The organism is Nocardia arthritidis (genome assembly GCF_011801145.1).
Taxonomy (GTDB): Bacteria; Actinomycetota; Actinomycetes; order Mycobacteriales; family Mycobacteriaceae; genus Nocardia; species Nocardia arthritidis_A.
The window spans coordinates 6,142,550-6,167,358 of record NZ_CP046172.1 but is presented as its reverse complement, the minus strand read 5'-3'; the positions used below and the strand labels follow the sequence as shown (position 1 = coordinate 6,167,358).

General features: G+C 66.8%; 28 protein-coding genes. 17 read left to right on the top strand and 11 right to left on the bottom strand.

The features are described from left to right. Positions 1-74: 74 nt before the first annotated feature. The 3 genes from F5544_RS27740 to mptB all read right to left on the bottom strand — a co-directional run bounded on the left by F5544_RS27740 (position 75) and on the right by mptB (position 3,613). A complete protein-coding gene (locus F5544_RS27740; RefSeq protein WP_167475908.1) occupies positions 75-863 on the bottom strand; it encodes an ABC transporter permease in 789 nt (262 codons plus the stop codon). Next, on the bottom strand, positions 860-1,789 hold the full coding sequence (locus tag F5544_RS27735) for an ABC transporter ATP-binding protein (RefSeq protein ID WP_174867420.1): 930 nt from the start codon (positions 1,787-1,789) through the stop codon (positions 860-862). Before F5544_RS27735 ends, F5544_RS27740 begins: the two co-directional genes overlap by 4 nt. Before the next feature lie 120 nt (positions 1,790-1,909). Next, positions 1,910-3,613 carry a polyprenol phosphomannose-dependent alpha 1,6 mannosyltransferase MptB gene (gene mptB, locus F5544_RS27730; RefSeq protein ID WP_167475907.1) on the bottom strand — a complete coding sequence of 568 codons (1,704 nt, stop codon included), beginning with the start codon at positions 3,611-3,613 and terminating at the stop codon, positions 1,910-1,912. Between the two features lie 201 nt (positions 3,614-3,814). Between mptB and F5544_RS27725 the strand changes: the two genes are divergently transcribed. From F5544_RS27725 to F5544_RS27670, 12 genes are all read left to right on the top strand, one after another. Next, entirely contained in the window at positions 3,815-4,711 is an 897-nt protein-coding gene (locus F5544_RS27725) for a helix-turn-helix transcriptional regulator (protein ID WP_167475906.1), read from the top strand. Beyond that, positions 4,708-6,144, top strand: coding sequence for a Fe-S cluster assembly protein SufB (sufB, locus tag F5544_RS27720; RefSeq protein WP_167475905.1), 1,437 nt, complete (start codon positions 4,708-4,710; stop codon positions 6,142-6,144). The genes F5544_RS27725 and sufB overlap by 4 nt, the downstream gene beginning before the upstream one ends. Next, positions 6,144-7,319, top strand: a complete 1,176-nt coding sequence (gene sufD, locus F5544_RS27715) for a Fe-S cluster assembly protein SufD (protein WP_167475904.1) — start codon at positions 6,144-6,146, stop codon at positions 7,317-7,319. The genes sufB and sufD overlap by 1 nt, the downstream gene beginning before the upstream one ends. Before the next feature lie 32 nt (positions 7,320-7,351). After that, positions 7,352-8,119, top strand: coding sequence for a Fe-S cluster assembly ATPase SufC (gene sufC / locus F5544_RS27710; RefSeq protein ID WP_167475903.1), 768 nt, complete (start codon positions 7,352-7,354; stop codon positions 8,117-8,119). 1 nt (position 8,120) lies between these two features. Further along, positions 8,121-9,374 carry a cysteine desulfurase gene (locus tag F5544_RS27705; protein ID WP_167475902.1) on the top strand — a complete coding sequence of 418 codons (1,254 nt, stop codon included), beginning with the start codon at positions 8,121-8,123 and terminating at the stop codon, positions 9,372-9,374. A gap of 3 nt (positions 9,375-9,377) precedes the next feature. Further along, complete coding sequence (gene sufU, locus F5544_RS27700) at positions 9,378-9,857, top strand: Fe-S cluster assembly sulfur transfer protein SufU (protein WP_167475901.1); 480 nt, start codon at positions 9,378-9,380, stop codon at positions 9,855-9,857. Further along, positions 9,854-10,225 (top strand): metal-sulfur cluster assembly factor, encoded by a 372-nt coding sequence (locus F5544_RS27695; protein ID WP_167475900.1) that lies wholly within the window; start codon positions 9,854-9,856, stop codon positions 10,223-10,225. Before sufU ends, F5544_RS27695 begins: the two co-directional genes overlap by 4 nt. Positions 10,226-10,455: 230 nt before the next feature. After that, positions 10,456-11,577, top strand: a complete 1,122-nt coding sequence (locus F5544_RS27690; protein WP_167475899.1) for a hypothetical protein — start codon at positions 10,456-10,458, stop codon at positions 11,575-11,577. 163 nt (positions 11,578-11,740) lie between these two features. Next, entirely contained in the window at positions 11,741-12,337 is a 597-nt protein-coding gene (locus F5544_RS27685; protein ID WP_428847184.1) for a class I SAM-dependent methyltransferase, read from the top strand. Then, positions 12,324-12,608 (top strand): hypothetical protein, encoded by a 285-nt coding sequence (locus F5544_RS27680; RefSeq protein ID WP_167475897.1) that lies wholly within the window; start codon positions 12,324-12,326, stop codon positions 12,606-12,608. The genes F5544_RS27685 and F5544_RS27680 overlap by 14 nt, the downstream gene beginning before the upstream one ends. Further along, positions 12,569-13,003, top strand: a complete 435-nt coding sequence (locus F5544_RS27675) for a DUF4189 domain-containing protein (RefSeq protein WP_167475896.1) — start codon at positions 12,569-12,571, stop codon at positions 13,001-13,003. The genes F5544_RS27680 and F5544_RS27675 overlap by 40 nt, the downstream gene beginning before the upstream one ends. Positions 13,004-13,146: 143 nt before the next feature. Then, positions 13,147-13,527, top strand: coding sequence for a DUF4189 domain-containing protein (locus F5544_RS27670; protein WP_167475895.1), 381 nt, complete (start codon positions 13,147-13,149; stop codon positions 13,525-13,527). Between the two features lie 55 nt (positions 13,528-13,582). On the opposite strand, the gene F5544_RS27665 is transcribed toward F5544_RS27670, so the two are convergent. Genes F5544_RS27665 through F5544_RS27655 form a run of 3 tightly spaced genes read right to left on the bottom strand, consistent with a single transcriptional unit; the run spans position 13,583 to position 16,193 of the window. Continuing rightward, entirely contained in the window at positions 13,583-14,245 is a 663-nt protein-coding gene (locus tag F5544_RS27665; RefSeq protein ID WP_167475894.1) for a methionine ABC transporter permease, read from the bottom strand. 11 nt (positions 14,246-14,256) lie between these two features. Further along, entirely contained in the window at positions 14,257-15,294 is a 1,038-nt protein-coding gene (locus F5544_RS27660) for a methionine ABC transporter ATP-binding protein (RefSeq protein ID WP_167475893.1), read from the bottom strand. Further along, positions 15,291-16,193, bottom strand: coding sequence for a MetQ/NlpA family ABC transporter substrate-binding protein (locus F5544_RS27655; protein WP_167475892.1), 903 nt, complete (start codon positions 16,191-16,193; stop codon positions 15,291-15,293). The genes F5544_RS27660 and F5544_RS27655 overlap by 4 nt, the downstream gene beginning before the upstream one ends. A 158-nt stretch (positions 16,194-16,351) precedes the next feature. On the opposite strand from F5544_RS27655, the gene F5544_RS27650 reads away from it, so the two are divergent. After that, positions 16,352-17,200, top strand: coding sequence for a MetQ/NlpA family ABC transporter substrate-binding protein (locus F5544_RS27650; RefSeq protein ID WP_238846699.1), 849 nt, complete (start codon positions 16,352-16,354; stop codon positions 17,198-17,200). Positions 17,201-17,239: 39 nt separating this feature from the next. Here the strand turns inward: F5544_RS27650 and F5544_RS27645 are convergent, their stop codons facing one another. After that, positions 17,240-18,223: an ornithine cyclodeaminase family protein gene (locus F5544_RS27645; protein WP_167475890.1), complete on the bottom strand. Its 984-nt coding sequence runs from the start codon at positions 18,221-18,223 to the stop codon at positions 17,240-17,242. 172 nt (positions 18,224-18,395) lie between these two features. Here F5544_RS27645 and F5544_RS27640 point away from each other — a divergent pair, with 172 nt between their 5' ends. From F5544_RS27640 to F5544_RS27630, 3 genes are all read left to right on the top strand, one after another. Then, positions 18,396-18,719 (top strand): hypothetical protein, encoded by a 324-nt coding sequence (locus F5544_RS27640; protein WP_167475889.1) that lies wholly within the window; start codon positions 18,396-18,398, stop codon positions 18,717-18,719. A gap of 245 nt (positions 18,720-18,964) precedes the next feature. Beyond that, the gene (locus F5544_RS27635; RefSeq protein WP_167475888.1) at positions 18,965-19,291 is read left to right on the top strand and encodes a hypothetical protein; all 327 of its coding nucleotides are present in this window, start codon (positions 18,965-18,967) and stop codon (positions 19,289-19,291) included. Between the two features lie 35 nt (positions 19,292-19,326). After that, the gene (locus F5544_RS27630) at positions 19,327-19,950 is read left to right on the top strand and encodes a hypothetical protein (protein WP_167475887.1); all 624 of its coding nucleotides are present in this window, start codon (positions 19,327-19,329) and stop codon (positions 19,948-19,950) included. 31 nt (positions 19,951-19,981) lie between these two features. On the opposite strand, the gene F5544_RS27625 is transcribed toward F5544_RS27630, so the two are convergent. The 3 genes from F5544_RS27625 to F5544_RS27615 all read right to left on the bottom strand — a co-directional run bounded on the left by F5544_RS27625 (position 19,982) and on the right by F5544_RS27615 (position 22,636). Then, positions 19,982-20,539 (bottom strand): GNAT family N-acetyltransferase, encoded by a 558-nt coding sequence (locus tag F5544_RS27625; protein ID WP_167475886.1) that lies wholly within the window; start codon positions 20,537-20,539, stop codon positions 19,982-19,984. Between the two features lie 38 nt (positions 20,540-20,577). Beyond that, positions 20,578-21,507, bottom strand: a complete 930-nt coding sequence (locus tag F5544_RS27620; protein ID WP_167475885.1) for a Ku protein — start codon at positions 21,505-21,507, stop codon at positions 20,578-20,580. A gap of 61 nt (positions 21,508-21,568) precedes the next feature. Then, positions 21,569-22,636 carry a lycopene cyclase family protein gene (locus F5544_RS27615; protein ID WP_167475884.1) on the bottom strand — a complete coding sequence of 356 codons (1,068 nt, stop codon included), beginning with the start codon at positions 22,634-22,636 and terminating at the stop codon, positions 21,569-21,571. A 138-nt stretch (positions 22,637-22,774) separates the two neighbouring features. Between F5544_RS27615 and F5544_RS27610 the strand changes: the two genes are divergently transcribed. Beyond that, the gene (locus tag F5544_RS27610) at positions 22,775-24,025 is read left to right on the top strand and encodes a hypothetical protein (RefSeq protein WP_167475883.1); all 1,251 of its coding nucleotides are present in this window, start codon (positions 22,775-22,777) and stop codon (positions 24,023-24,025) included. Here the strand turns inward: F5544_RS27610 and F5544_RS27605 are convergent. Then, the gene (locus F5544_RS27605) at positions 24,022-24,786 is read right to left on the bottom strand and encodes an SDR family oxidoreductase (protein WP_167475882.1); all 765 of its coding nucleotides are present in this window, start codon (positions 24,784-24,786) and stop codon (positions 24,022-24,024) included. The two genes, F5544_RS27610 and F5544_RS27605, sit on opposite strands and share 4 nt — an antisense overlap. Positions 24,787-24,809 lie beyond the last annotated feature (23 nt).

Sequence of the window (24,809 nt, the reverse complement as noted above, 5' to 3'; positions counted from 1 at the left end):
CAACGATGGTAGCGAGCGCCTCGGCGGCACCCGCAACCGGTCTACTACATGTCGTCGTTGGGTTCGAATATCCGCTACTGGAAACGGAAATAGCGCGTCGCGAGCGCGCCGGAAACCCCACCCCACACCAGCAGCACCGCCAGCCCGAACCAGTCGACGCTGCTGCGCATCGCCTCCTCCAGGCACACCGCGAGCGCGCCCGACGGCGCCAGCCTGGCGAGGATGTTCACCGCCGTAGGCAGATGGTCGGTGGCGAAAACCACACTCGCGATGCCGAGCAGAATGAACCAGAGGATATTCGCAAGCGCCAGTACCACTTCCGCCTTCAGCGTGCCGCCCAGCAGCAGACCCATCGCCGCGAAGGTCGCGGTGCCGAGCGCGATCACCACCGCGCCGAGCGCGAGCCCCGCGATCCCGGGCCGCCAGCCGAGCGCGAATCCGATGGCGCCCAACAGGATCGCCTGCAACACCACGACGATCAGCACCGCGGCGCTCTTGCCCGCGATAATGCCCCAGCGTGGAAGCGCGGTCGCGCCAAGGCGTTTCAGCGCGCCGTAGCGGCGGTCGAAGCCGACCGCGATGGCCTGGCCGGTGAACGCGGTCGACATCACCGCGACCATCATCACCGCGGGCACGATCTTGTCCACCCGGTGTGATCCGAGATCGCCGAACGGCAGCAGCGTCATCCCGATCAGCAGCGTGATCGGTATGAACATGGTGAGCAGCAGCTGTTCCCCGTTGCGCAGCAACAGGATCAACTCCAGCCGAGTCTGCGCGGCCAGCATGGCCGGGCGCGAATTCGGCCGCGGGTCGGGGGAGAAGGTGCCGGGCGCGAAGCGCGCGGCCGGTGCCGACTGGTTCATCCGCGTAGGTCCCGTCCGGTGAGTTCCAGGAAGACGTCCTCCAGCCTGCGCTGGTCGATCCGGATATCGCTGGGCAGCACGTCGATTCGCGCACACCACGCGGTCACCGTCGCCAGCACCTGCGGGCTGATCTCGCCCTCCACCAGATACGCGCCCGGCGCGGTCTCGCGCGGCGAGAAACCCTCCGGCAGCGCGGCTTTCAACAATTCGAGATCGAGTTTCGGTGGGGCGGTGAAACGCAACTGTCCGGCGGCGCCGTGCGCGGTCACCTCGGCGGGCGTGCCCGCCGCGACGATCCGGCCGTGATCGATGATCACCAGCTGGTCGGCCAGCTGCTCGGCCTCGTCCATCATGTGCGTGGTGAGCAGCACCGAAACACCGTCGCGGCGCAGCGAATCGATCAGTTCCCAGACAATGAGCCGCGCCTGCGCGTCCAGGCCCGCGGTCGGTTCGTCGAGGAACACGATCTCCGGCCGCCCGACGAGCGCGCAGGCCAGCGCCAACCGCTGCTGCTGGCCGCCGGACAGCCGCCGGTAGGGGGTGCGGCGATTGTCCTGCAGTCCGAGCGTGCGCAGCAGCCACTCCGGGTCCAGCGGATCGGCCGAATAGGCGGCCACCAGGTCGAGCATTTCCCCGGCTCGCGCACCCGGATACGCGCCGCCGCCCTGCAACATCACGCCGATGCGCGGGCGCAGCCGATCCGAATCGGCGATCGGGTCCAGGCCGAGCACCCGCACCGATCCGGAGTCGGGAGTGACGAACCCCTCGCACATCTCGACGGTGGTGGTCTTGCCCGCGCCGTTCGGGCCGAGCAGCGCGAGTACCTGCGCGCGTTCGACATCGAAGCCGATCCCGTCCACCGCGGTGGTGTCCCCGTAGCGTTTGACGACCCCGTCGACGCGGACGGCGGGTCCGGAAGTGGTCACGACGCGTCCTCGCCAGGGCTCAATGGTCCTGTGCCCACGGTTCCCTCGCTGCGCTCGGTCACGAGGCGTCCTCGCCGCGGTGCGTACCTGCCAGGGCGGCAATGCCCAGGTTTCGCTCGGTCACGGTGCAACACCGTAGGGCGTGGCCCGGTGTGACGGAGCCGACACCCCCGGCTCGCGTCGCCACGGCAGCACATTTCTGGTGAGCACGATGAACAGCACCGAGACGATGACGGTGGCGATTGCCGCCCCGACGATCTGGAATACCGCGAGGTCGGCGCCCCTCGGCATCAGGATGACGCTCACCACCGCCGAGAACGCGATCGCCGGGACGCGGAAGGCGGGTCTGGTCGCCCATGCGGCGAGCGGCACGATCGCCCACAGCAGATACCACGGTTGCACGACGGGGAAGAGCAGCACGATCGCGCCGAGCGCGACGCCGAGCGCGCCCACCGGATGCAGCCGCCCGGTGAGGGTGGCGAAAAGCATACGCAGCGAAAGGAATCCGGCGACGACGGCGGCGATCGGCCTGGTGATGCTGAGCAGAGCGGTCGTGTGATCGCCCAATCCCAGTAGTACGCCGCCGAATCCGGTGATGATGCCGAGCGCCGTGGGCAGCGACATCCAGCTGCGCACCGCGTTCGCCACGCCGAGGGTGAAGATCCAGCCGAAGCTGAGCCCGCTCGCCGCGGTGATGAAAAGCGTTGTGCCGATGGCTACTCCGCCGAGCATCCCGGCCGATATCAGTACCGCGCGCCAGTTGGCGCCCCAGCGTCTCGCCAGCGCCATCCCGACGAAGCCGAGCGCGATGATCGAGGTGAACTTGATCGAGGACGACATCGTCATGACGATCGCCCCGAAGATCAGCATCGCGTACGCCCGCCCGTTGAACGGATGCATATCCTCGATGGCCCGCAGGCAGAACTCCAGTCCGGCCAGCATCAATCCGAGCATCAGGCCGTCGTTGTGCACGCCGCCGACGAGGTGGAACAGCACCAGCGGATTGGCGACGCCCAGCCACAGCGCGCTGACCGGCGCGACTCCGCAGCGCACCGAGAGCCGGGGCAGCGCCCACACGATCAACGCGACACCGGCCAGCGCCAGCACCCGATGCGCCCAGACGCCGAAGATGATGTTGTCGCCGGTGAGGTAGGCGATGCCGCGCCCCATCCAGAGGAAGAGCGGACCGTACGGCGCCGGTGTGCCCAGCCAGATGGTCGGCACGTTCCGGGTGAGCACGTTGTCGACGCCGAGTCCGGCCTTCGGCCCGACGATGTACGGGTCGAGTCCCCGTTCGGCGATTTCGCTCTGTGCCAGATAGGAATACACGTCGTTGCTGAACAGCGGTGGTGCGATGCTCAGCGGGATGATCCAGAGCAGCACGGTCCGGTCGAGCTGCGATCTGGTCAGCCGGTGCACCGGGGATCCGCCGAGACCGCCGATCGCGAAGCGCCCGAGCAGCAGCCAGGCCAGCACCACGACGACCGTGCCGATCATGCACATCGCCAGCGATCCGGTGTGCGCCCGCGCGAAAAGGCCGAGCACCCGCATGCCCGATGTCGGATTCTGCTGCACCGGCTGCGCGCCGATGCCGAGCGCGCTGATCGCCATCAGCACCGTTCCGGTCGCGCCGAGCAGCCGGATCCGGTCGAGCTGAACCGTTTCCTTCCGGTTGAGCCCCGGCACTTCGGATTCCGCGCTGTGCAACACCGCGATGGTGTGATCGGGCGCCGGTACGTCGAGCCCGAGTGCCCGGCGCCCGAGCGCGAATGCCTTGCGCTGGAATGCGGATGCCCCGCGCCGCGCGCCGTCCAGTACTGCCACGAGACGCAGCCTAGTGGGCGCTGCCGGGCGCAGCCCGCCCCCAGCCCGCGCATGGCCGGAGCGAATGCGGAGGTGCTGACCCGACTGATCACACCGGTCGGATCAGATCCAGATGACCACCGTCTTCGAAATCATTTCGTTATTCAATACGGCCACTGTGACCAGGCTCGCAGCGGATCATTCCGGGCGCGTCCTGGACGAATGTGGCATTTGCCCAGCTCGGGGCGTCAAGTACTCAGGGCACCCTTATTAGATTTCGGGAAGGAATTCCGCCACACTGATGTTGTGAAAACCGTGGGTTTGCGGAACAACGACGACGGCGCAGGTCACAGCCCTGCCGCCGGGTCGGCCGCCGCACCCGCGACGGTCGGAGGCGAGGGGCATACCCGGGCGGCCATTGTGAAATTGCTGCTCGAGGAGGGTCCCATCACCGCGACCGCCATCGGGGAGCGGCTCGGCCTGGCCCCGGCCGGGGTGCGCAGGCATCTCGACGCGCTCATCGAATCGGGTGAGGCGCGGGCGGGCAGGTCCGCGCCGTGGCAGCAGAAAGGTCGCGGCAGGCCGGCCAAGCAATACCAGTTGACGGCCGCGGGCCGCGGTCGGCTAGGTCACGCGTACGACGATTTGGCCGGGGCGGCCATCCGCCAGCTCGGCGAGATCGGCGGCGAACAGGCCATCACCGAATTCGCCAGGAAACGGGCGCGCACTATCGTGGCCGGGATCGAACCGCTCGACGTGCACACCCCGGAGCGCACCGCGGCCAAGGCCGGGGAGATCGCCGAGGCGTTCACCGGCGCGGGCTTCGCCGCCTCCACCCGCAAGGTGGGCGCGGGCGTGCAGATCTGCCAGCATCACTGCCCGGTCGCGCACGTCGCGGAGGAGTTCCCGCAGCTGTGTGAGGCCGAGCTGGTGGCGTTCCGGGAACTGCTCGGCACGCATGTGCAGCGGCTGGCCACCATCGCCAACGGCGACTGCGCGTGCACCACGCACGTGCCGTTGTTCGTCCTGCCGAATACCGAAAACCGAACAGCCACAACAGAATCCGCCGCACAGCCCGCGACGGTACGAACGAACGACTCCGGAAGGAGTGCCGAATGACGACGACCACTGACCAGGTGCAGCCGCTCACCCAGGAGGAGACCATCGCCTCCCTGGGTAAGTACGGCTACGGCTGGGCTGACTCGGATGTCGCTGGCGCCAGCGCGCAACGTGGTCTTTCCGAGGCGGTCGTGCGCGACATCTCGGCCAAGAAGAACGAGCCGGAGTGGATGCTCGACATCCGGCTCAAGGCGTTGCGCATCTTCGACCGCAAGCCCATGCCGACGTGGGGTTCCAAGCTCGACGGCATCGATTTCGACAACATCAAATACTTCGTCCGCTCCACCGAGAAGCAGGCCGCCAGCTGGGACGAGCTGCCCGAGGACATCAAGAACACCTACGACAAGCTGGGTATCCCGGAGGCGGAGAAGCAGCGCCTCGTCGCGGGTGTCGCCGCGCAGTACGAGTCGGAGGTCGTCTACCACCAGATCCGCGAGGACCTGGAACAGCAGGGCGTGATCTTCCTCGACACCGACACCGGTCTCAAGGAGCATCCGGAGATCTTCCAGCAGTACTTCGGTTCGGTGATCCCGGCCGGTGACAACAAGTTCTCCGCGCTGAACACCGCGGTGTGGTCGGGCGGTTCGTTCATCTACGTGCCGCCGGGCGTGCACGTCGACATTCCGCTGCAGGCCTACTTCCGGATCAACACCGAGAACATGGGCCAGTTCGAGCGGACGCTGATCATCGTCGACGAGGGTGCGTACGTGCATTACGTCGAGGGCTGCACCGCGCCGATCTACAGCTCGGACTCGCTGCACTCCGCAGTGGTGGAGATCATCGTGAAGAAGGGCGGCCGCTGCCGCTACACCACCATCCAGAACTGGTCGAACAACGTCTACAACCTGGTCACCAAGCGGGCCAAGGCGGAGGCGGGCGCGACCATGGAGTGGATCGACGGCAATATCGGCTCCAAGGTCACCATGAAGTACCCGGCGGTCTGGATGACCGGCGAGCACGCCAAGGGCGAGGTGCTCTCGGTGGCGTTCGCGGGTGAGGGCCAGCACCAGGACACCGGCGCGAAGATGCTGCACCTGGCGCCGCACACCTCGTCGACCATCGTGTCGAAGTCGGTGGCGCGCGGCGGCGGACGGGCGTCCTACCGCGGCCTCGTCCAGGTGAACAAGGGTGCGCACGGCTCCAAGTCGACGGTGAAATGCGATGCGCTGCTTGTCGATACGGTCAGCCGCTCGGATACCTACCCCTACGTCGACATCCGTGAGGACGACGTGACGATGGGCCACGAGGCCACCGTCTCCAAGGTTTCCGAGGATCAGCTGTTCTACCTGATGAGCCGCGGTATGACCGAGGACGAGGCGATGGCGATGGTGGTGCGCGGATTCGTCGAGCCGATCGCCAAGGAACTCCCGATGGAGTACGCGCTCGAACTGAACCGCCTGATCGAACTGCAGATGGAAGGAGCGGTCGGCTGATGCCGGTCGAGAATGTTGCTGAGGCCGGCGAGGCGCGTATCGCGGTCAACAAGGGGGAGGTGTTCACCTCCTTCGATGTGAACGCCTTCGAGGTGCCCTCCGCCAAGGACGAGGCGTGGCGCTTCACCCCCTTGCGCCGCCTGCGCGGTCTGCACGACGGCACCGCGGTGCGCGATGGCCGGGCCACCGTCGAGGTCACCCCGGTCGCCGGCGTGACCGTGGAGACGGTGGACCGCAATGACTCTCGGCTCGGCGCCGCCGGTGTGCCGTCGGATCGCGTAGCGGCGCAGGCATACTCGGGCTTCGAACAGGCCACCGTGGTGACCGTCGGTGCGGAAACCGAAGTGGCCGAGCCGGTTACGGTCACCGTCACCGGGCCGGGCGAGGGTAAGACCGCATACGGTCACCTGCAGATCCGTCTCGGCAATTTCGCCGTCGCCACCGTGGTCATCGACCAGCGGGGCAGCGGAACCTACGCGGAGAACGTGGAATTCGTGCTCGGCGACAGCGCCCGGCTCACCGTGGTCGCGGTGCAGGACTGGGCCGACGACGCGGTACACGCCACCGCGCACCACGCCCGGCTCGGCCGCGATGCCACGCTGCGGCACACCGCCGTCACCATCGGCGGCGACCTGGTCCGCCTCACCGGCACCGTCAAATACGACGGCCCCGGCGGTGACGCGGAACTGCTCGGCCTCTACTTCGCCGACGCCGGACAGCATTTCGAACAGCGCCTGCTGGTCGACCACGCGGTCCCGAACTGCAAATCCAATGTGCTGTACAAGGGTGCGCTGCAAGGCGATCCGGCCTCGCCCAAGGGCGACGCCCGCACGGTCTGGGTCGGCGATGTGCTGATCCGCGCCGCCGCCGAGGGCACCGACACCTTCGAGGTGAACCGCAACCTGGTGCTCACCGACGGCGCCCGCGCCGATTCGGTGCCGAACCTGGAGATCGAGACCGGCGAGATCGTCGGCGCCGGGCACGCCAGCGCCACCGGCCGCTTCGACGACGAGCAGCTGTTCTACCTGCGCGCCCGCGGTATCCCGGAGGAGGCGGCCCGCCGTCTGGTGGTGCGCGGCTTCTTCCACGAGATCATCCAGAAGATCGCCGTGCCCGAGGTCCGGGAGCGGCTGGAGACGGCCATCGAGGCCGAACTCGCCGCCATCGGTGCCTGAACCCGAATCCCCTTATCCCGCAAAGGAACTCCATGACCACCCTGGAAATCAAGGACCTGCACGTCGAGGTCGCCACGCCGGACGGTGAGACCGTCAAGATCCTCAAGGGCGTCGATCTCACCGTGAAATCCGGTGAGACGCACGCGATCATGGGCCCCAACGGCTCCGGCAAGTCGACCCTCTCGTACGCGATCGCCGGGCACCCCAAGTACACGGTGACCCAGGGTTCGATCACCCTCGACGGCGAGGATGTGCTCGCCATGTCGGTGGACGAGCGCGCGCGGGCCGGCCTGTTCCTGGCCATGCAGTACCCCGTCGAGGTGCCCGGCGTCTCGATGTCGAACTTCCTGCGCACCGCCGCCACCGCCGTGCGCGGCGAGGCGCCCAAGCTGCGGCACTGGGTGAAGGAGGTCAAGGAGTCGATGTCCGAGCTGGAGATCGACCAGGCCTTCGCGGAACGCAGTGTGAATGAAGGCTTTTCGGGCGGTGAGAAGAAGCGTCACGAGATCCTGCAGCTGGGTCTGCTGAAGCCGAAGATCGCGATCCTGGACGAGACCGACTCCGGCCTGGACGTCGACGCGCTGCGCATCGTCTCCGAGGGCGTCAACCGCTACAAGGAGCGCGAGAACGGCGGCATCCTGCTGATCACCCACTACACCCGAATCCTGCGCTACATCCAGCCGCAGTTCGTGCACGTCTTCGTCGGCGGGCGGATCGTGGCCGAGGGCGGCCCCGAACTCGCCGAGGAACTCGACGCCAACGGATACGTGCGATTCACCTCGGCCGCTGTAGGAGCTTGATATGACAGCCACCGTGCGCACACTCGATGTCGCGAGGATCCGGGCCGATTTCCCGATCCTCGGCCGCACCGTGCGCGACGGAAAACCGTTGGTGTACCTGGATTCCGGTGCGACAGCGCAGCGGCCGCTCCAGGTGCTCGACGCCGAGCGGGCGTTCCTGCTCGAAAGCAATGCCGCCGTCCATCGCAGCTCGCACCAGCTGGCCGAGGAGGCGAACGACGCCTACGAGGGCGCGCGGGCCGACGTCGCGTCGTTCGTCGGCGTGGACGCGGATGAGATCGTCTTCACCAAGAATGCGACCGAATCGCTGAACCTCGTGGTGAATGCCTTCGGGGACAACCGTTTTCCCTACCACGTCGGTCCGGGCGACGAGATCGTCATCACCGAGCTGGAACATCACGCGAATCTCGTTCCGTGGCAGGAGCTGGTGCGCAGGACCGGTGCCACGCTCAAGTGGTACGGGGTCACCGATGACGGCCGCATCGACCTCGACTCGCTCGAATTGTCGCCCGCGACAAAGGTTGTCGCGTTCGCGCACCAGGCCAATGTGACCGGCGCGATCGCCGATGTCACCGAACTGGTGCGCCGCGCGAAGGCCGTCGGCGCGCTGACCGTGCTCGACGCCTGCCAGTCGGTGCCGCATCTGCCGGTGAACTTCCGCGAGCTGGACGTGGATTTCGCCGCGTTCTCGGGTCACAAGATGTACGGCCCGATGGGCGTCGGCGTGCTCTACGGCCGCCGCGCGGTGCTCGCGGACACCCCGCCGTACATCACCGGCGGCTCCATGATCGAGACCGTCTTCATGGATCACAGCACCTACGCACCGCCGCCGCAGCGCTTCGAGGCGGGCACGCCGATGACCTCGCAGGTCATCGGATTGGGTGCGGCCGTGCGGTATCTCGGCGGAATCGGCATGGAAGCCATTGCGGCACACGAACATACGCTGATCAGCGCGGCGCTGGACGGACTCGGCGCACTCGACGGCGTTCGCATCATCGGCCCGGCCGAGAACGTGCACCGCGGCGGTGCGGTGGCATTCGTCGTCGACGGCGTGCACGCGCACGATGTCGGGCAGATCCTGGACGACCAGGGCGTCGCCATCCGGGTCGGGCACCACTGCGCATGGCCGCTGCACCGCCGGTTCGGCATCGCCGCCACCGCCCGCGCCTCGTTCGGCGTCTACAACACCCTCGACGAGGTGGATGCGCTGGTCGCCGCGGTGCGGAAGGCTCAGAGCTTCTTCGGAGTTGCATAAGACATGCGCATGGAGCAGATGTACCAGGAAGTCATCCTGGACCACTACAAGCATCCGCATCACCGCGGGCTGCGCGAACCGTTCGGCGCCGAGGTGCACCACGTCAACCCGACCTGCGGTGACGAGGTGACCCTGCGCGTGCGGCTCGACGACAACGGCGATGTCGCCGACGTCTCCTACGACGGCCAGGGCTGTTCGATCAGCCAGGCCGCCACCTCGATCCTCACCGATCAGGTGATCGGGCTGCCGGTGCAGCAGGCGCTGAAGGTGGTCGACTCGTACAGCGAGATGATCTCCAGCCGCGGCGCGATCGAGGGCGACGAGGATGTGATCGGCGACGGCGTCGCCCTGGCCGGCGTCAGCAAATATCCGGCCAGGGTGAAATGCGCGCTGCTCGGCTGGATGGCGTTCAAGGATGCCGTCGTGCGGATAACCTCTGCGGAAGAGGCCAAGCGGACCATGGGGAATGGGGATATGTCATGACCGAGACACCGGCCACCCCGGCCACCGAAACGGCCGAACTGTCGGCCGAGGAGATCAAACTGCTCGAGGATATCGAGGAGGCGATGCGCGACGTCGTCGACCCGGAACTCGGGATCAACGTGGTCGACCTGGGCCTCGTCTACGGGCTGCAGGTGGACAAGGACAATATCGCCACCATCGATATGACGCTCACCTCGGCGGCCTGCCCGCTCACCGACGTCATCGAGGATCAGTCCCGCAACGCGCTGGTGCGCAGCGGGCTGGTGGAGGATCTCAAGATCAACTGGGTCTGGATGCCGCCGTGGGGTCCGGACAAGATCACCGAGGACGGCCGCGAGCAGCTGCGCGCCCTCGGCTTCACGGTTTAACCCGCATCGAAGGCCGCCCGAACCGGTGTATCGCACCGGATCGGGCGGCCTTCGGCGATAAATCGGGTGCATCGATTGTTATGATCGAATCATGAATGCGCGCAGGCGATTTCTGTGCCCCGGCCGGCTTTCGGCCGCGGGCTCGTCGGCGTGCGCTGATCACACGTAGTTTCCCGCGGCGGTCGGACCGGGGATGAGCAACCCATCCGATCGAACCCCGAGGAAATACCGTGACCACCTATCTCGATCCCACCGAACTGTCCCGCGCGCTGACCATCCGGGACCTCACCGATGCCGCGCAGGGGCCGCACGCCATGCAGCTGCTGCTCGACGACCTGGTCGCCGCGCTGACCACCGCGTGGGCGATACCCGTCCGCCTGGTCCGCACACCGCCGATCGTCGCGGTGGCGGACAACTACGACGGGCTCGGCTACGACCCGGGCGATATCACCCGCGACGTGCGCTACACCCGGTATCTGAGCCCCACCGTAATGTTGCGCAGCCACACAACCGCGGATATACCGGTCGTTCTGCGTCGGCATGCGCTTGTCTCCCAAGGCGATTCGATCGACGAGCTGATCGTTGTGCCCGGGCTGGTCTACCGCAGGGATGTCGTCGACCGGATCCATTCGGGCGAGCCGCACCAGGTGGATCTGTGGCGGCTGCGCTCCGCCGCCGATCTCGGGGCGGCGGACCTGCTGGAGATGATCGACCGACTCGTCGCGGCGGTGCTGCCGGGTGCGCGATGGCGAACCACACCGGCGCGGCATCCGTACACGGTCGACGGCTGTCAGGTGGATGTGCTGCTCGGCGACGAATGGCTCGAGCTGGCCGAATGTGGCCGCATCGCACCGAATGTGCTGCGCGGCGCCGGACTGGATCCTGCGCGCTGGTCCGGGCTGGCGCTCGGCCTCGGCCTCGATCGAGCGCTGATGCTGCGCAAGGGAATTCCGGATATCCGGTACCTGCGCGCGGACGATCCACGGGTGGTCGGACAACTGCTCGATCTCACGCCGTGGCGGCCGGTCTCGGCGCTGCCCGCGGTGCGGCGCGATCTATCCGTGGTGATCGAGGACGACACCGACGACGAAACCCTCGGCGATCTGGTGCGCGCGGCGCTGCGCGACCGGGCAGGCGATATCGAATCGGTGCACGTCACCGCCCGCACGCCCTACGCCGACCTACCCGAAACGGCAAGGGCCAGACTGGGAATCGTGCCTGGCCAGACGAATGCTCTTGTGCGTCTGACCATTCGGCCGCTGACATGCACGCTCACCGCGGCCGCGGCCAACTCCATCCGGAACGACGTGTACCTGGCGATACACCGCGGTCCGCATGCCGAGTTGGCCTGACCAGTTGTTGCTATATGTGGGGCTGAGAGCGGTTGCTACGTTGAGGTTCCCAACTGAGGAAGAAATTCGGATGCGCATGTCGGCGGCTCATCGTTACGCTGCCGACATGCGCGTTGTACGAGGTAAGAGCATGTCTGATATGGATGTCGGTTGATTCTGAGATCTGATTGCCCGTTATCGGGCGGTGCGGATCGACCTGGGTACCGGTGACGGTCGGGCGGTGCTGGCCGCGGCGGCGGCCGATCCCGAAGTATTGGTGATCGGCGTCGACGCGAATGCTTCGGCGATGGCCGAGGCGTCCCGGCGGGCGCTGCGCGGTGGACCGTCCAACGCGATATTCGTCGCCGCGGGTATCGAACGTCTGCCCGCCGCGTTGACGGACATCGCCGACCGGGTGACGGTGAATTTCCCGTGGGGTTCGCTGTTGCGCGGACTGCTCACCGCGGATGCCCACATGCTGGCGTCCGTGGCCGCTATCATGAAACCCGGTGCGGCACTGACGATTCTGCTGTCGGTGACCGAGCACGACCGGGCCGCCGGACCGGCCGTGACCGAGACGGGCCTACTTTCGCGGCTGGTCGCGCCGTATGCCGCGGCGGGACTGGCGATTACCGGGATCGCACCCGTCACGGCCACGGATGTTGTCGCGGCGGGGTCGAGTTGGGGGAAAAGGCTCGGAGCAGGCAGTAAACGCATCGCCTGGCGCGTGGGGGCGAGGCGGGTCGGAGAAGGGGAGGAAAAACGTTATGTCGTTTCGTAATTCGCTGATCGCGGCCACCTCGGTCGCGGCATTCGGCTTGGCCGGCTTCGGTATCGGGTCGCTGCTCGAGACCGAGACGCCGTCACCCGTCGAATGCGATGCGCTCGACTGCCGCCGCTGCCTCACCGTCGGGGGCCCGAATCCGCTGGATCGCAACGGAATACTGGACAGTCCGGGTGCGCTGCACGATGATCGAGCCCGTTGGACTTCGCAAACGGGAGGGAATTCGTCGTGTCACTACTGCGGAATTCGGTGCTCGGGCTCGCGGTGACGTCGGCCGCGGCCTTCGGCGCCGTCGAGGCGAGCGCCGCGCCCGCCGTGCCCCCCTCGGGGACCTACTTCGGCACCCTGTCGATCTCCCGCAGCACCGGCCGGATCGGCCTGTCGGTCGACCAGCGCAGCTGGGTATCCGCCGACGCCGTCGCGATCGACCAATGCGGCGTCTACGACTGCCACATCGAATTGCGGTACAGCGACAGCTGTGCCGCCGTCGCACGGGCCGCCGACGGCCGATTCGGGTGGGCCACCGCGCCATCCAAGGCGGAGGCGGAGCAGCAGGCCGTTGCCGGACTCGGAGAGAGCGCGCCGCCGTTCCCGGATCTGGGCAGCGCGTCGCCGCGCGCCGCCGATATCGTCGCGACGCAGTGCGCCAAGAACGCGCAGTAGCAACGGATTCCGCCATCCGGGGTTGGACATCGGAGCCGGGCTCCACCAAGATCGGGAATGGCTTCGCTTCGGAAGCCGTTCGAACGGGGAGATTCTCGATGTCTGTACTGGGCAAAACTGCCCTGGGGTTAGCTGTTTCGTCGATGGCCGCAGTGACGGTCGGTGCGGGTTTCGCATCCGCCGAGGCGGGTCCCGACGGTAGGTACTACGGATCGATGGCCGTCGAGGTGGTCGACGGCAAGGCGCACACCATCTGGGCCACCGACTACCCGAGCTGGGAAGAATCGGACGCTTCGGCGTTGGGGCGCTGCGTGTCCGGACACTGCAGCGTCATCGTCCGGTTCGTCGACGGATGCGGTTCGATCGCGGTGAAGAACGGCTCGATGATCGGCCGGTCGGCGCCGAGCAAGGCCGAGGCCGAGCGTGCCGCGATCGACGCCTTCGGTCCGCCGGTGGCCTCGCTGAGCGCGGCCCCGGTGCAGGCGAGCATCCTGCAGACGGCCTGCACGCACAACGCGGGCTGAACCGCGAAGGGCGCCGAGCGATTTGCTCGGCGCCCTTTCTGGTTGTGCGGAAAACTCAGCGGCGCAGCACCTTTCGGGCAAGCCAGTTGCCGAAGAACTGCACGACCTGTACACCGACGATGATGATCAGCATCGCGACGAACGTCACCTGCCAGTCGAATCGCTGATATCCGAAGGTCAGTGCGAAATCGCCGAGTCCGCCGCCGCCGACGGCGCCCGCCATCGCCGACATGTCGACGATGCCGATCACCACGAACGTGTAGCCGAGGATCAACGGCCCCAACGCCTCCGGGATCAACAGCGTGAAAATGATCCGCAGCGGCCCGGCGCCGACCGCGCGAGCGGCCTCGATGACACCGGGATCGACGGTCACCAGATTCTGCTCGACGATCCGCGCCATGGCGAACGAGGCCGCGACGATCATGACGAATACCGCAGCGTCCCTGCCGATCGTGGTCCCGACCACCTGCAGCGTCACCGGGCCCAGCGCGGCGAGCAGGATGATGAACGGGATCGGCCGCACCACGTTCACCACGACGTTGAGCAGCAGGTTGATCGGCGCGTTCGCCAACAGTCCGCCCTTGCGGGTGGTGTAGAGGGCGGTGCCGAGGAACAGCCCGATCAATCCGCCGACCACGAAGGTGACCAGCACCAAATAGATCGTGGTGCCGATCGACTCGTTCAGCACCGGCCGCAGTTTGTCCCAATCCTGATGCATGGCAGCCCCTTTCACGACCCGGCCGGTTCACCGGCGACGGCCTGGCGGTCGAGCTGGTCGATCACCTTCTCGACGGCGTCGTCCGGGCCGTACAACGCCAGCGTCACGCTGCCGAATGTCTTGTCCTGCAACGTGCTGACCCCGCCGTAGACCACCTCGAAGCGCGCACCGGCGTGCGTGGCCGTCGCCAGTGCCTCGCCGATACCGCGCCGGTCGTCGACCTCGACGGTGATCAGCCTGCCGCCGTGCCGTTCCCGGAGCCTGGCCAACTCCGCCGCCGACGGACGGTTGTGCAGCACGGTTTCCACGAACGACTGTGTCGGCGTCGCCCGCGGAGTCGCGAAAACCTCGAATGTGCTTGCCAATTCGACGATCCGGCCCTCGGCGAGCACCGCGACCCGGTCGGCCACCGCGCGGATCACATCCATCTCGTGGGTGATCACCACGATGGTGACGCCGAGTTCGGCGTTGATCTTCTTCAGCAGCCGCAGCACCTCGCCGGTGGTCTCCGGGTCCAGCGCCGAGGTCGACTCGTCGGCGAGCAGCAGCGACGGATTGGTCGCCAGCGCGCGGGCGATGCCGACCCGCTGCTTCTGCCCGCCGGAGAGCTGATCCGGATAGCTGCGCGCCTTGTCGGAAAGGCCGACGAAGTCGAGTAATTCGGCCACCCGCGCCTTGCGCTCGGCTCGCTTCCACCCCGCCACCTTCAGCGGATATTCGATATTGCCCGCGGCCGTGCGGGATCGGAACAGGTTGAACTGCTGGAACACCATGCCGATATCCCGGCGCAGCCGCCGCACGCTCGCCTCGGAGACACCGGTGATGGGTGTGCCCGCGACCTCGATGGTGCCGCTGGTCGGCCGCTCCAGCGCGTTGATCAACCGCACAAGGGTGCTCTTACCCGCGCCGGAATAGCCGATCACACCGAAGATTTCGCCCCGCTCGATGCGCAGATCGATATTGTCCAGCGCCACATGGCGATCCGCGCCCTTACCGAAAACCTTGGTGACCGAACGGAATTCGACCGCAGGTCGGTTATCAGTACTCACTTGTCCGAACGCGCCTGCTGCTGCACCCGCTGCAGGATCTGCTCCAGATCGGCCGCCGGGCGCTTCACCTCGAGCGCGGTGCCCTTGGTCGCCTCGGCGTGCGCCTTCTGCACGGCCGGGTCGTGCCACAGGTCGACGATCTGCTGGTAGCGCGGGTTGTCCTTGTCCGCCTTCCGCGCCACCACGACGTTGATGTATGGCTCGGCGTTCGGATCCTTCGGATCATCCTTGTACAGCGCGGAATTCGGGTCGATGCCGGAGCGGTCCAGGAAGGTGTTGTTGATGATCGAACCGTCCACCGAGGCCAGCGACAGCGCGGTCTGCGCGGCGTCGACCGGGGTGACCTTCACCTTGGAGGCGCCCTTGTCGATATCGGCGGGGGAGGGCTGGCGCGGCGTGCCGGACAGTTTCACCAAACCGGCGGCCTGCAGCACGAACAGCGCCCTGGCCTGGTTGGTCGGATCGTTCGGGACGGCGATCTCGCCGCCCTGCGGGATCTCGGCGAGCGCCTTGTGCTTCTTCGAGTACAGGCCGAGCGGCACGATGTAGGTGGAGCCGATCGGGGTCAGATCGTCGTTGTTCGCGACGTTGTACGAGCCGAGGAACTGCAGGTGCTGAAACAGATTCAGGTCGATCTGCTTCTGCGAGACCGCGACATTGGGCTGCTTGTAGTCGGAGTAGTGGGTGATCTTGACCGCGATACCCTTCTCCTTGGCCTTCTGCTCGAAGACGTCCCACGAGGGATCGTTGTCGGTGGTGCCGATGCGGACTACCGTGTCGGAAGACGCCTTGTCATTGGCACCGCACGCCGTGATGGTGAGGGCGGCGGTAGCTACCAGGACCGGGATCGCCAGTACCCGATGGAATTTCACTCGTGCTCCCGAAACTTGTCGCAACATGCGGCGGCCGGGCGGATGATCCGCCCGGCGCGCCTCTGAACCCGGTTATCCAAGCGGCCGGAGCATCCGGGTGGCAACAGTTCCGATTGTGCTGAGCGAAACCCTGGTCAAAAGTTGTACGATCGTCTAGTTTGCCTCCAATGCGAATTCTGCGCCGTATGCTGGCGATTCCCCTTCTGCTCGCCCTCACCGCCGGTGGCGTGGCCTGTGGTAAGGAACACTCCGGCGACACGGTGCGCATCGGTGTGAACGATCTCGCACTGCCGCACTGGGGGGTATTCAAGAAGAAGGCCGCCGAGCAGGGCATCACCGTCGCCTTCACCAACTTCAGCGACTACAACCAGCCGAATCCCGCGCTGTCCCAAGGGCAGATCGATCTCAACAAATTCCAGCACGTGCGCTACCTGGCCAATTACAACGTGCGCAATAACGACACGCTGGTGCCGATCGGGGCCACCGAGATCTTCCCGCTGACGTTGTACTCGAAGAAGCACAAGACGGTCGCCGACATCCCGAAGGGCGGCCAGATCACCCTGAGCAACAATCCGGCCAACCAGGTGCGGCCGCTGCTGAGCCTGGCCGCCGCCGGGCTGATCGTGCTGAAGGGCGGCGCCACTTGGGATTCCAAGATCGAGGACGTCGATACCGGCGCGTCGAAGGTGAAGCTGACTCCCATCGATCCGACCCTGACGGCGCCATCGCTGGACAGCGCGGATGCCGCGTTCGTCGACGACACCTTCGCGCGCCCAGCGGGTTTGGGTAAGGACCAGACCATCTACACCGACGATCCGGAGCGGCCGGACCTCAAGCAGTACATCAATGTGTTCGCCGCCCGCGCCGCCGACAAGGACAACCCGAAATATCTGAAACTCGTTCAGCTGTATCACGATCCGGAGGTCGAGGCGGCGATCCGGGCGGAGAAGGGTTTCGACGGCAACTTCAAGACGAATTCGCCCGATGATCTGCAGGCGACGTTGAAGGAGCTGGAGGGTAAGTTCCGCAAGTAGTTCGGGCTTGGTAGCCGAACTGTGCTGCGGCGCAATAACTCAGAGATCCACCTGTTGGCCGCGGCCCTGTTCACGGGCCGCGGCCAACACCAATGTGGCCGCCGCCGCGTCCTGCACTGCGACACCCACCGATTTGTAGAGCGTGATCTGCTCGTCGCCGGTGCGGCCCTCGACGCTTCCCGTGACGAGTTCGCCCAGCGTGCCCGCGATATCCTCGGCGGTGATGATGCCGCGCGAAATCGGTTCGGCGATATCGAGATTGGGCGGGGTCGCGGTGAGCGCGGCATGCCGGTCCTCGACGAAGAGCGCGGCCTCGGCGACGGTTTCGTCATCGATCTCGCGCCCGCGCGGGTTGTAACCGATCGAGGTGAGGTGCGCGCCGGGCGCGATCCAGGCCCGGCGCAGCACCGGCTCGTCGGCATAGGTTGTGCCGCAGGCGATATCGGCGTCGCGCAGCGCATCCTGCCAGGAGTCGGTCGCGGTGATCCGGGCACCGACCTCATCGGCCAGTTCGCGGGCCAGCGCCTGCGCCGCGGCGAGATTGCGCCCGGCGACGCGGATCGTCTCGATCGGCCGCACCCGCGCGACGGCCCTGATGTGCTCCCGCGCCTGCGCCCCGGTGCCGAGTACCGCGAGCGTCGTGGCATCCGCGCGGGCGAGCAGTTTCGCCGACAGCGCCGAACAGGCCGCCGTCCGCGCCGCGGTGAGGTATGTCGCATCCATCAGTGCCGCGGGCGCGCCGTTGGCCGGATCGAAGGCCACGATCACCGCCTGCCGCACCGGCAGTTCCGTCCCGGAATTCCCGGGAAATATCGAAACCAGTTTGCTCGCAAGCGATCTCGTCGACGGCACATACACCGGCATATCCAATATTCCGGTCCGCGGCGCGTCGACGAACGCCCCGATCCGGTCCGGCATCGACACCCGCCCCGCACTCAAATCCGCCATCGCCGCCGCGACCGCATCGACCAGTCGATCCAAATCGAGCAGCTCTTCGACATCACGTCCACTCAACACCAGCACGCGCCGATGCTAACGGACGGGTCCGACATCGTCTGTGTCCGAATGGAACCCGCGCGGCTCATCTTTTGGAACTTTCGACCCGGGTCGCCGCATAGATCACGTTTCGGTAAATGTGCGGTCGGTCGTTGTGCTTAAAGTGTTGTGTGTAATCGCAACTAGTAAGGGGGTAGTCATGGCAGTAACGATCGAAGATCTCGAAAAACGTTTGTTCGCAGCTGAAATCGCGCTCCGCATCGCTAAGAAGGTCGATGAGGCGAGCGACGACCCTGAGTTTTCGCAGGGCCAGCGTGACGATATAGGTGACATCCGTATGCGGGTCAGGGATCTGCAGCGCAGGGTTGGCGAGTACAGATTCACGATCTCGAGACTGCAGTCGGCTCAAGAGGAGGCGAACCGTGACGCCTGGGACATCAAGCAGGGCATGACCCGCCTCGAGCGGGGGTTGCAGGCGATAGTCGAGCACTTCGGCATCGTGATCGCCGCCGACGATGAGTGATGGTCGGTGCCCGAGATCCCTTGTGCGCCAGTCTGATCGAGGTGTCTGCTAATTTCGAGTGCGCGACCCCGCAGGAGCTGTTATGCTCCGATCACGCCCGGTTTTTCGTGATTCGATAACCTTGTCGGCGCAGTGTCTCTCTGAGGCTCGCGTCTGATTTTCTTAAATGTATGTACGGGGACTTCTCCCATGGTCCGGGCTGGCCAAGAAAACTGTTGACGTAGAAGCATGCGAAAGGCGGCCTTATGACGGTGACTTTGACGCAGCTGGATGAGCGTGTGAAGACTTTGGAGGATAAGCACAAAACTTGGAAGGAGGACCGCGGCGTTTACGAGGCCGATATCCTCAAATTCAGGAAGAAACTCAAACGGCTCCAGGCCGACATGACCGAGCTGCGTGGCGAGGTCGATCAGAGGTTCGACGAGGTCGATCGACGGTTCAACCAGGTCGACGGACGAATCGAGTCCCTGCGGGGCGAGATGACCGGCGTGAACCGCGGTGTCCAAGCCATCCTGCAGCGTTTCGACATCACCGTTCCCGAAGAGGGTGAACCGGACCAGTCGGTGAATTAGGTGCAGGCGTCGTCCACACCGGGGATGATCTCGGTGTGGACGACGCACTGTATAGGAAAACCAGGGAAACGCTGCATGCTGTGGCGGAGTTGGTGATCGCGGGGCCACAGCATCGGGAGTTCGGGACCATTCGGCTCGGGGTGGTCGAGGGTGGGTTCGGGGGCGTCACGTTGCCGGTTTCGGTGCGGGGAGCCGAGCTGGTTTGGGACGGTGGGCGGGCGCCGCTGAGCGGTAGCTATCGGGAGCTGGCGGCGTTGGCAGGGGTGCAGGCCGGTCCGCCGGAGGGGGTGTATCAGGACACCACCGAAATGGACCTGGATGCCGAGGTAAAGGTGGATGCGGAATCGGTTGCGGTGCTGGAGGATTGGTTCCGGATCGGCGATGCGGCCCTGCGGCGGTTGCTGCCCGAGGCCACGCCGGTGCTGTGGCCGGAGCACTTCGACCTGGCGGTCACCGCCGACGAAGTGAATTACGGTGTGTCACCGGGAGATTCGGCGCATCCAAGACCGTACGCGTACGTCGGGCCGTGGACTCCGCGCACCGGCGCGTTCTGGAACGCGTCATTCGGTGCGCTGCGGCCGCGCGACGAACTCGGCACGGTGGCCGACCTGCTCGCGTTCTTCGAAGAGGGGCGGGTCCGCGCGCAAGCACCGGACTGAGCGGACCCAACTCCCACCACGAATTCGCGAACTACGAACGCGCCCCGCGCTTCTCGCCCGCCAACCGGCCGCGCCGGATCAGGTCGCGCTTGGTGCCGATCGGCACCGCGGGCAGGGTCTCCGCCGACTCCGGTTCCGGATCATCGGGATTCGGCCGCACATACAGCGTCACCGTGGCCGCCGCGGTGAACCCGCTGCGTTCCATCAGCGCCGCCGACGCGCGATTGTGCGACTCCACATCGGTGACGATGCGCCGCGCGCCGCGCGCGAACAGCGCCTCGGAGCAGACGTCGACCAGCCTGCGGGCGATGCCGTGCCCCTGCATATCGGGTGCGACGGCGATCCACTCCAGGTAGGCCCAGTCGTCGCGTAGTTCGAACTCCATCGATCCCAAGACGAAACCGACCACCCGATCCGAATCCAGCGCGACCCAGCACGCGTTGTCGGGGCTGTCCAGGTGCTCGGCCACCGAGGTCAGCGACCACGAGGTGTACGGCTTGGCATTGATATCGAAGACCTCGTGCCCCAGATCCAGGACCTGTCGCAGGTGTCCCAGGCCCATCGGCACGATAACTATGTCGGAGTCCATGGCAGACCAGTTTGCCAGGGTAAACCGGGTGCTTCCGGTCACGCCCCCTTGCGGGCCGCGGACTTCTTGGCGGCCTTTTTCGCGGGCTTCGCGGCGGACTTGCTCGCCGCGGCCTTCTTCGCCGCGGCCTTCTTGGCAGGCTTCTTCTCCGGCTCCGCCGCGCCGCCGTTCGCGGCCGCCCGGCGCCCGCTGGCCTCCAGGCTGCGCTGCAGCGCCGCGACCAGATCGACCACCTCGGCGTCCATCTCCGCGGGCGCCGCCTCCTCCTGCCGGGTCACCTTGCCGGTACCGCTCGCGATCGCCTCGTCGAGCAGGCGTTTGAGCTCGATCTGATATTCGTCGGTGAATATGCCCGGATCGAAATCGTCCGACATGGTGTCCACCAGGGTCTCCGCCATCTTGATCTCCTGGGGGCGCGGCTCGGCCACATCGTCCAGGGATTCGAATTCGACCGCGCGCACCTCGTCGGGCCACAGCAGCGCCTGCAACACCAGCATGCCGTCGCGCACCCGCAGCGCGGCCAGCCGGGTCTTCTGCCGCAACGTGAAATGCACGAGCGCGGTGCGGTCGATGCGCTCCAGCGTTTTCGCCAGCAGCACATAGGCTTTCGGCGTCGACGAATCGGGTTCCAGATAGTAGCTCTTGTCGTACAGGATCGGATCGATCTGGTCCGACGGCACGAACTGCAGCACCGGAATCTCATGTTTCTCGGCGGCGGGCAGTTTGGCGAAATCCTCGTCGGTGAGGATGACCTTGTCGCCCTCCGGTGACTCGTACGCCTTATCGATATCGGCGAACTGTACCGACTTTCCGCAGACCGTGCACACCCGGTCGTATTTGATCCGTCCGCCGTCCTTGGCATGCACCTGGTGGAACCGGATGTCGTGGTCCTCGGTCGCCGTGTACACCTTGACCGGGACGTTTACCAGCCCGAATGCAATCGAGCCCTTCCAAATAGCTCGTGCCATTCCTCAATCATGGCCGAACCCATTCGAATGCGCGAGCGAATGGACGTCCGAGTGTCGCGGTTCATCGGAAAATTGTCGCCACCGCGATCCGGCGCCGCAGCCGCGCGGGTACGGCGGCGAAGAGCGCGTTCATCGCCGCGACCGTGCCGCGCGGATCGGTGCGGCCGGAAAGATAGGCGCGTTGCAGCGAATCCGGCAGCGTGAAAAAGGCCTCGAAGAAATCCGGGATTTCGGCGGGCGGCAGCGCGAGCAGCGCGCGCAGCCCGGCCTTGCGCAGGGCGTGCACCGCGCGCGCGGAAACCGGCGTCGGCGCGCCGCCCGCCGCGACCGCATCGGCGGCGGCCAGCGCGGCGGCGACGCTGTAACCCGTTGCGGGATGGGTGAATCCGCCCGCGGCGCCGAATCTCCGCCGTCCCGGCCCGCCGCCCTCCAGCGGAAAGCGCGCCCGTTCGACGGGGTCGGTATCGGTGAGCGCGATTGCGCGGCAACGCAATCGACGATGCAGACGATCGCGCAGCACGCCGGTATCGATGGCGGGTCGCCCGGCCAGACACGTCTCCTCCAGCAGCATCGATCCGCCGCCGAGCGGCACGGCGTACAGAAAGGACGGCGGCGCACCGGGTTCCGCGCCGTTGTCGGGGCGCCAATCCATGAACAGCGGCGCGATACCGGCGGCGCGTGCGGCGTCGACGATCACGCCGTACGCGGTCTGCTCGGCCAGCGCGGGGGAGCGGGCGATGCCGCGCGCGTCGATCACCCGGGCCGCGGTGATGGTGCGGCCGGAGGCGAGCGTCGCGGTGCGCGGACCCAATTCGACCGCGCGGTCGGCGAGCACCCGGGCACCGTCGAGCGGCAGCGATTCGCGCAGCCGGGCGGTGTCCAGGACGACGTAGGGCCGGTGCAAGCGGTGTTCGCGCAGCGCCCACGCGATCGGCTGCCGGACCGTCGCCGCGATCGCCTCGGGTGCCAGCCAGCTCGGCAGTTCGTCCTGCCATCCGGCGTAGGTGGCGGTCCAGGCGCGATCCGGGTGCGGGTCGATCGCGAGCACCGAAAGGCCTCGGGTCAGGCAGCGGTGTGCCAGCGCCCGGCCGGCCGGGCCGAGGCCGCAGACCACGATGTCGGCGCGCATCGCATCGTTCCCTTCGTTCGAATCCGGGAGCCTACTGAGCGCGGTCCGCGCAGGTACCGGCCGCCCGGTACCGTGGTAGCCCGACGGCGCGCCCGTGGGGAGTGCGCCCCGCCGTCGGGCGCGAAAGGTGGTAGACGAGTGACGCACGGCAACGAACCGCAGCAGCCGCAGGATGAGGTCCTGAACTGGTGGGATCAGCCCGCGCACTCGGCGCAGCCGTCCGATGCGTCGACTCCGCAGGGCGGACAGTCTCCGGCGCAGGGGCAGCCGACCGCGCAGGGCTGGCAGCAGTCCTCGGCGCAAGGTCAGCCGACCGCGCAGGGCTGGCAGCAGTCCCCGGCGCAAGGTCAGCCGACCGCGCAGGGCTGGCAGCAGCCTTCGTCGCAAGACCAGCCGACTCCGTCGACCTGGCAGCCGTCTCCGACACAAGGGCAGCCCACTCCGCAGGGCTGGCAGTCTCCGGCGCAAGGGCAGTCCACTCCGCAGGGCTGGCAGTCTCCGGCGCAAGGGCAGTCCACTCCGCAGGGCTGGCAGTCTCCGGCGCAAGGGCAGCCGATTGCGCAGGGTTGGCAGCAGTCCCCGGCGCAAGGCCAGCCAACCCCGCCGACCTTGCAACAGCCTCCGGCCCCGGAGCAGCCGAATCCGCAGTCCTGGGCGCAGCAGGCCTGGCAGCAACCATCGGATCAACCACAGTCCGAAGGGAATCCGGCATACCAGGCCGCGCCCATATATCCCGCCCCGCCGCGCAAGTCCTACACCGGCGCACTCGTCGCCGTCGCGGTGCTCGTGGTGGCGGCGCTCGGTGTCGCGATCGGCTTCTTCGCCCTGTCCGATCGGAACGACAGCGACACCTCGGCGGCCGACACCACCACGGCCGCCGCGCCGACCATCTCGAAGCCGCCCGCCATCACCGCCGCACCGGGCAAACCGTCCGCTGGACACCTCAGCTACACCGAATACGGCAACAAGGACTGGGATTTCAAATACGACGACGTCACCCTGCACGCCGACTGGGTGGACGGCCGCGACTACGCCGACTGCCACCCGATCGAGAAACAGGGCAAGCTCACCGCGCTGGGCTGCCAGTACGCCGCCGAGCTGGTGTACAAGGCGGAGAACGGCGGGCTGATGCTCACCCAGTTCATTCTCGGCATGGGTGACGAGGCCGAGGCCGCCGCCGCGGTCGGCAAGTACACCGACAAGGACCTCAGCCTGCGCAAGGGCACCTATATCGAGCACTTCACCACGGGCAAGTGGAAGGATGGCAGCCGCAAGGAGTTCGTCGTCGTCACCTTCGCCACCGCGACCGGCGCCGTCGACCCATCGATGGTGCAGAAGTACCTGCACTACCGCAACGCCGATACGCTGGCCGCGCTGATCTGGCGTTAGATGCCGCCGGTCGCGAGCAGTCCGCCGTCCACCCGGATCGTCTCGCCGGTGAGCCACGCCGCCGCATCGGAGACCAGGAAGCCGACCAGTCCGGCGACGTCCTCGGGGGTGCCGAGCCGTCCCATCGGATAGTTGCTCACCACCCGCTCCTCGTCGGCCGAGTACAGCGCGCCCGCGAATTTGGTCTTGACCAGGCCCGGCGCCACCGCGTTCACCCGGATGCCCGGCCCGAGTTCCCAGGCCAGCTCCTCGGTGAGCCGGATGAGCGCCGCCTTGGACGAACCGTATGCCCCGATCACCCCGGTGGAGCGCAGGCCGGTGACGCTGGCGACGTTCACGATCGCGCCGCCGTTGTCCCGCATCCACGCCTTGTACGCCTCTTGGATATAACCAAGCGCCGCAACGACATTCACGTCGAAGATCTTGCGGACCGCGCTCAGGTCGGCCTCCATGAGCGGCCCGTACACCGGGTTGATGCCGGTGTTGTTGATCAGGATGTCGAGCGAACCGAATTCGGATACCGCCCGGCCGACGGCCGCCGCCCTGCTGTCGGCATCACCGGAATTGCCCGCCAGCGCGACGACCGCACCCTGATGGCCGAGCTCCCGCAGTTCCGCGGCGGCCTGTTCGAGCGGTTCCGGCTTGCGCGCGGTGATCAGCACATTCGCCCCGCGGCGCAGCAGTTCGGCCGCGATCGCCTTGCCGATGCCCCGGCTGGCCCCGGAGACCAGCGCACCCTTGCCCAACAGATCGGTACTCATGTGCAGGCACGCTACTTCAGTCT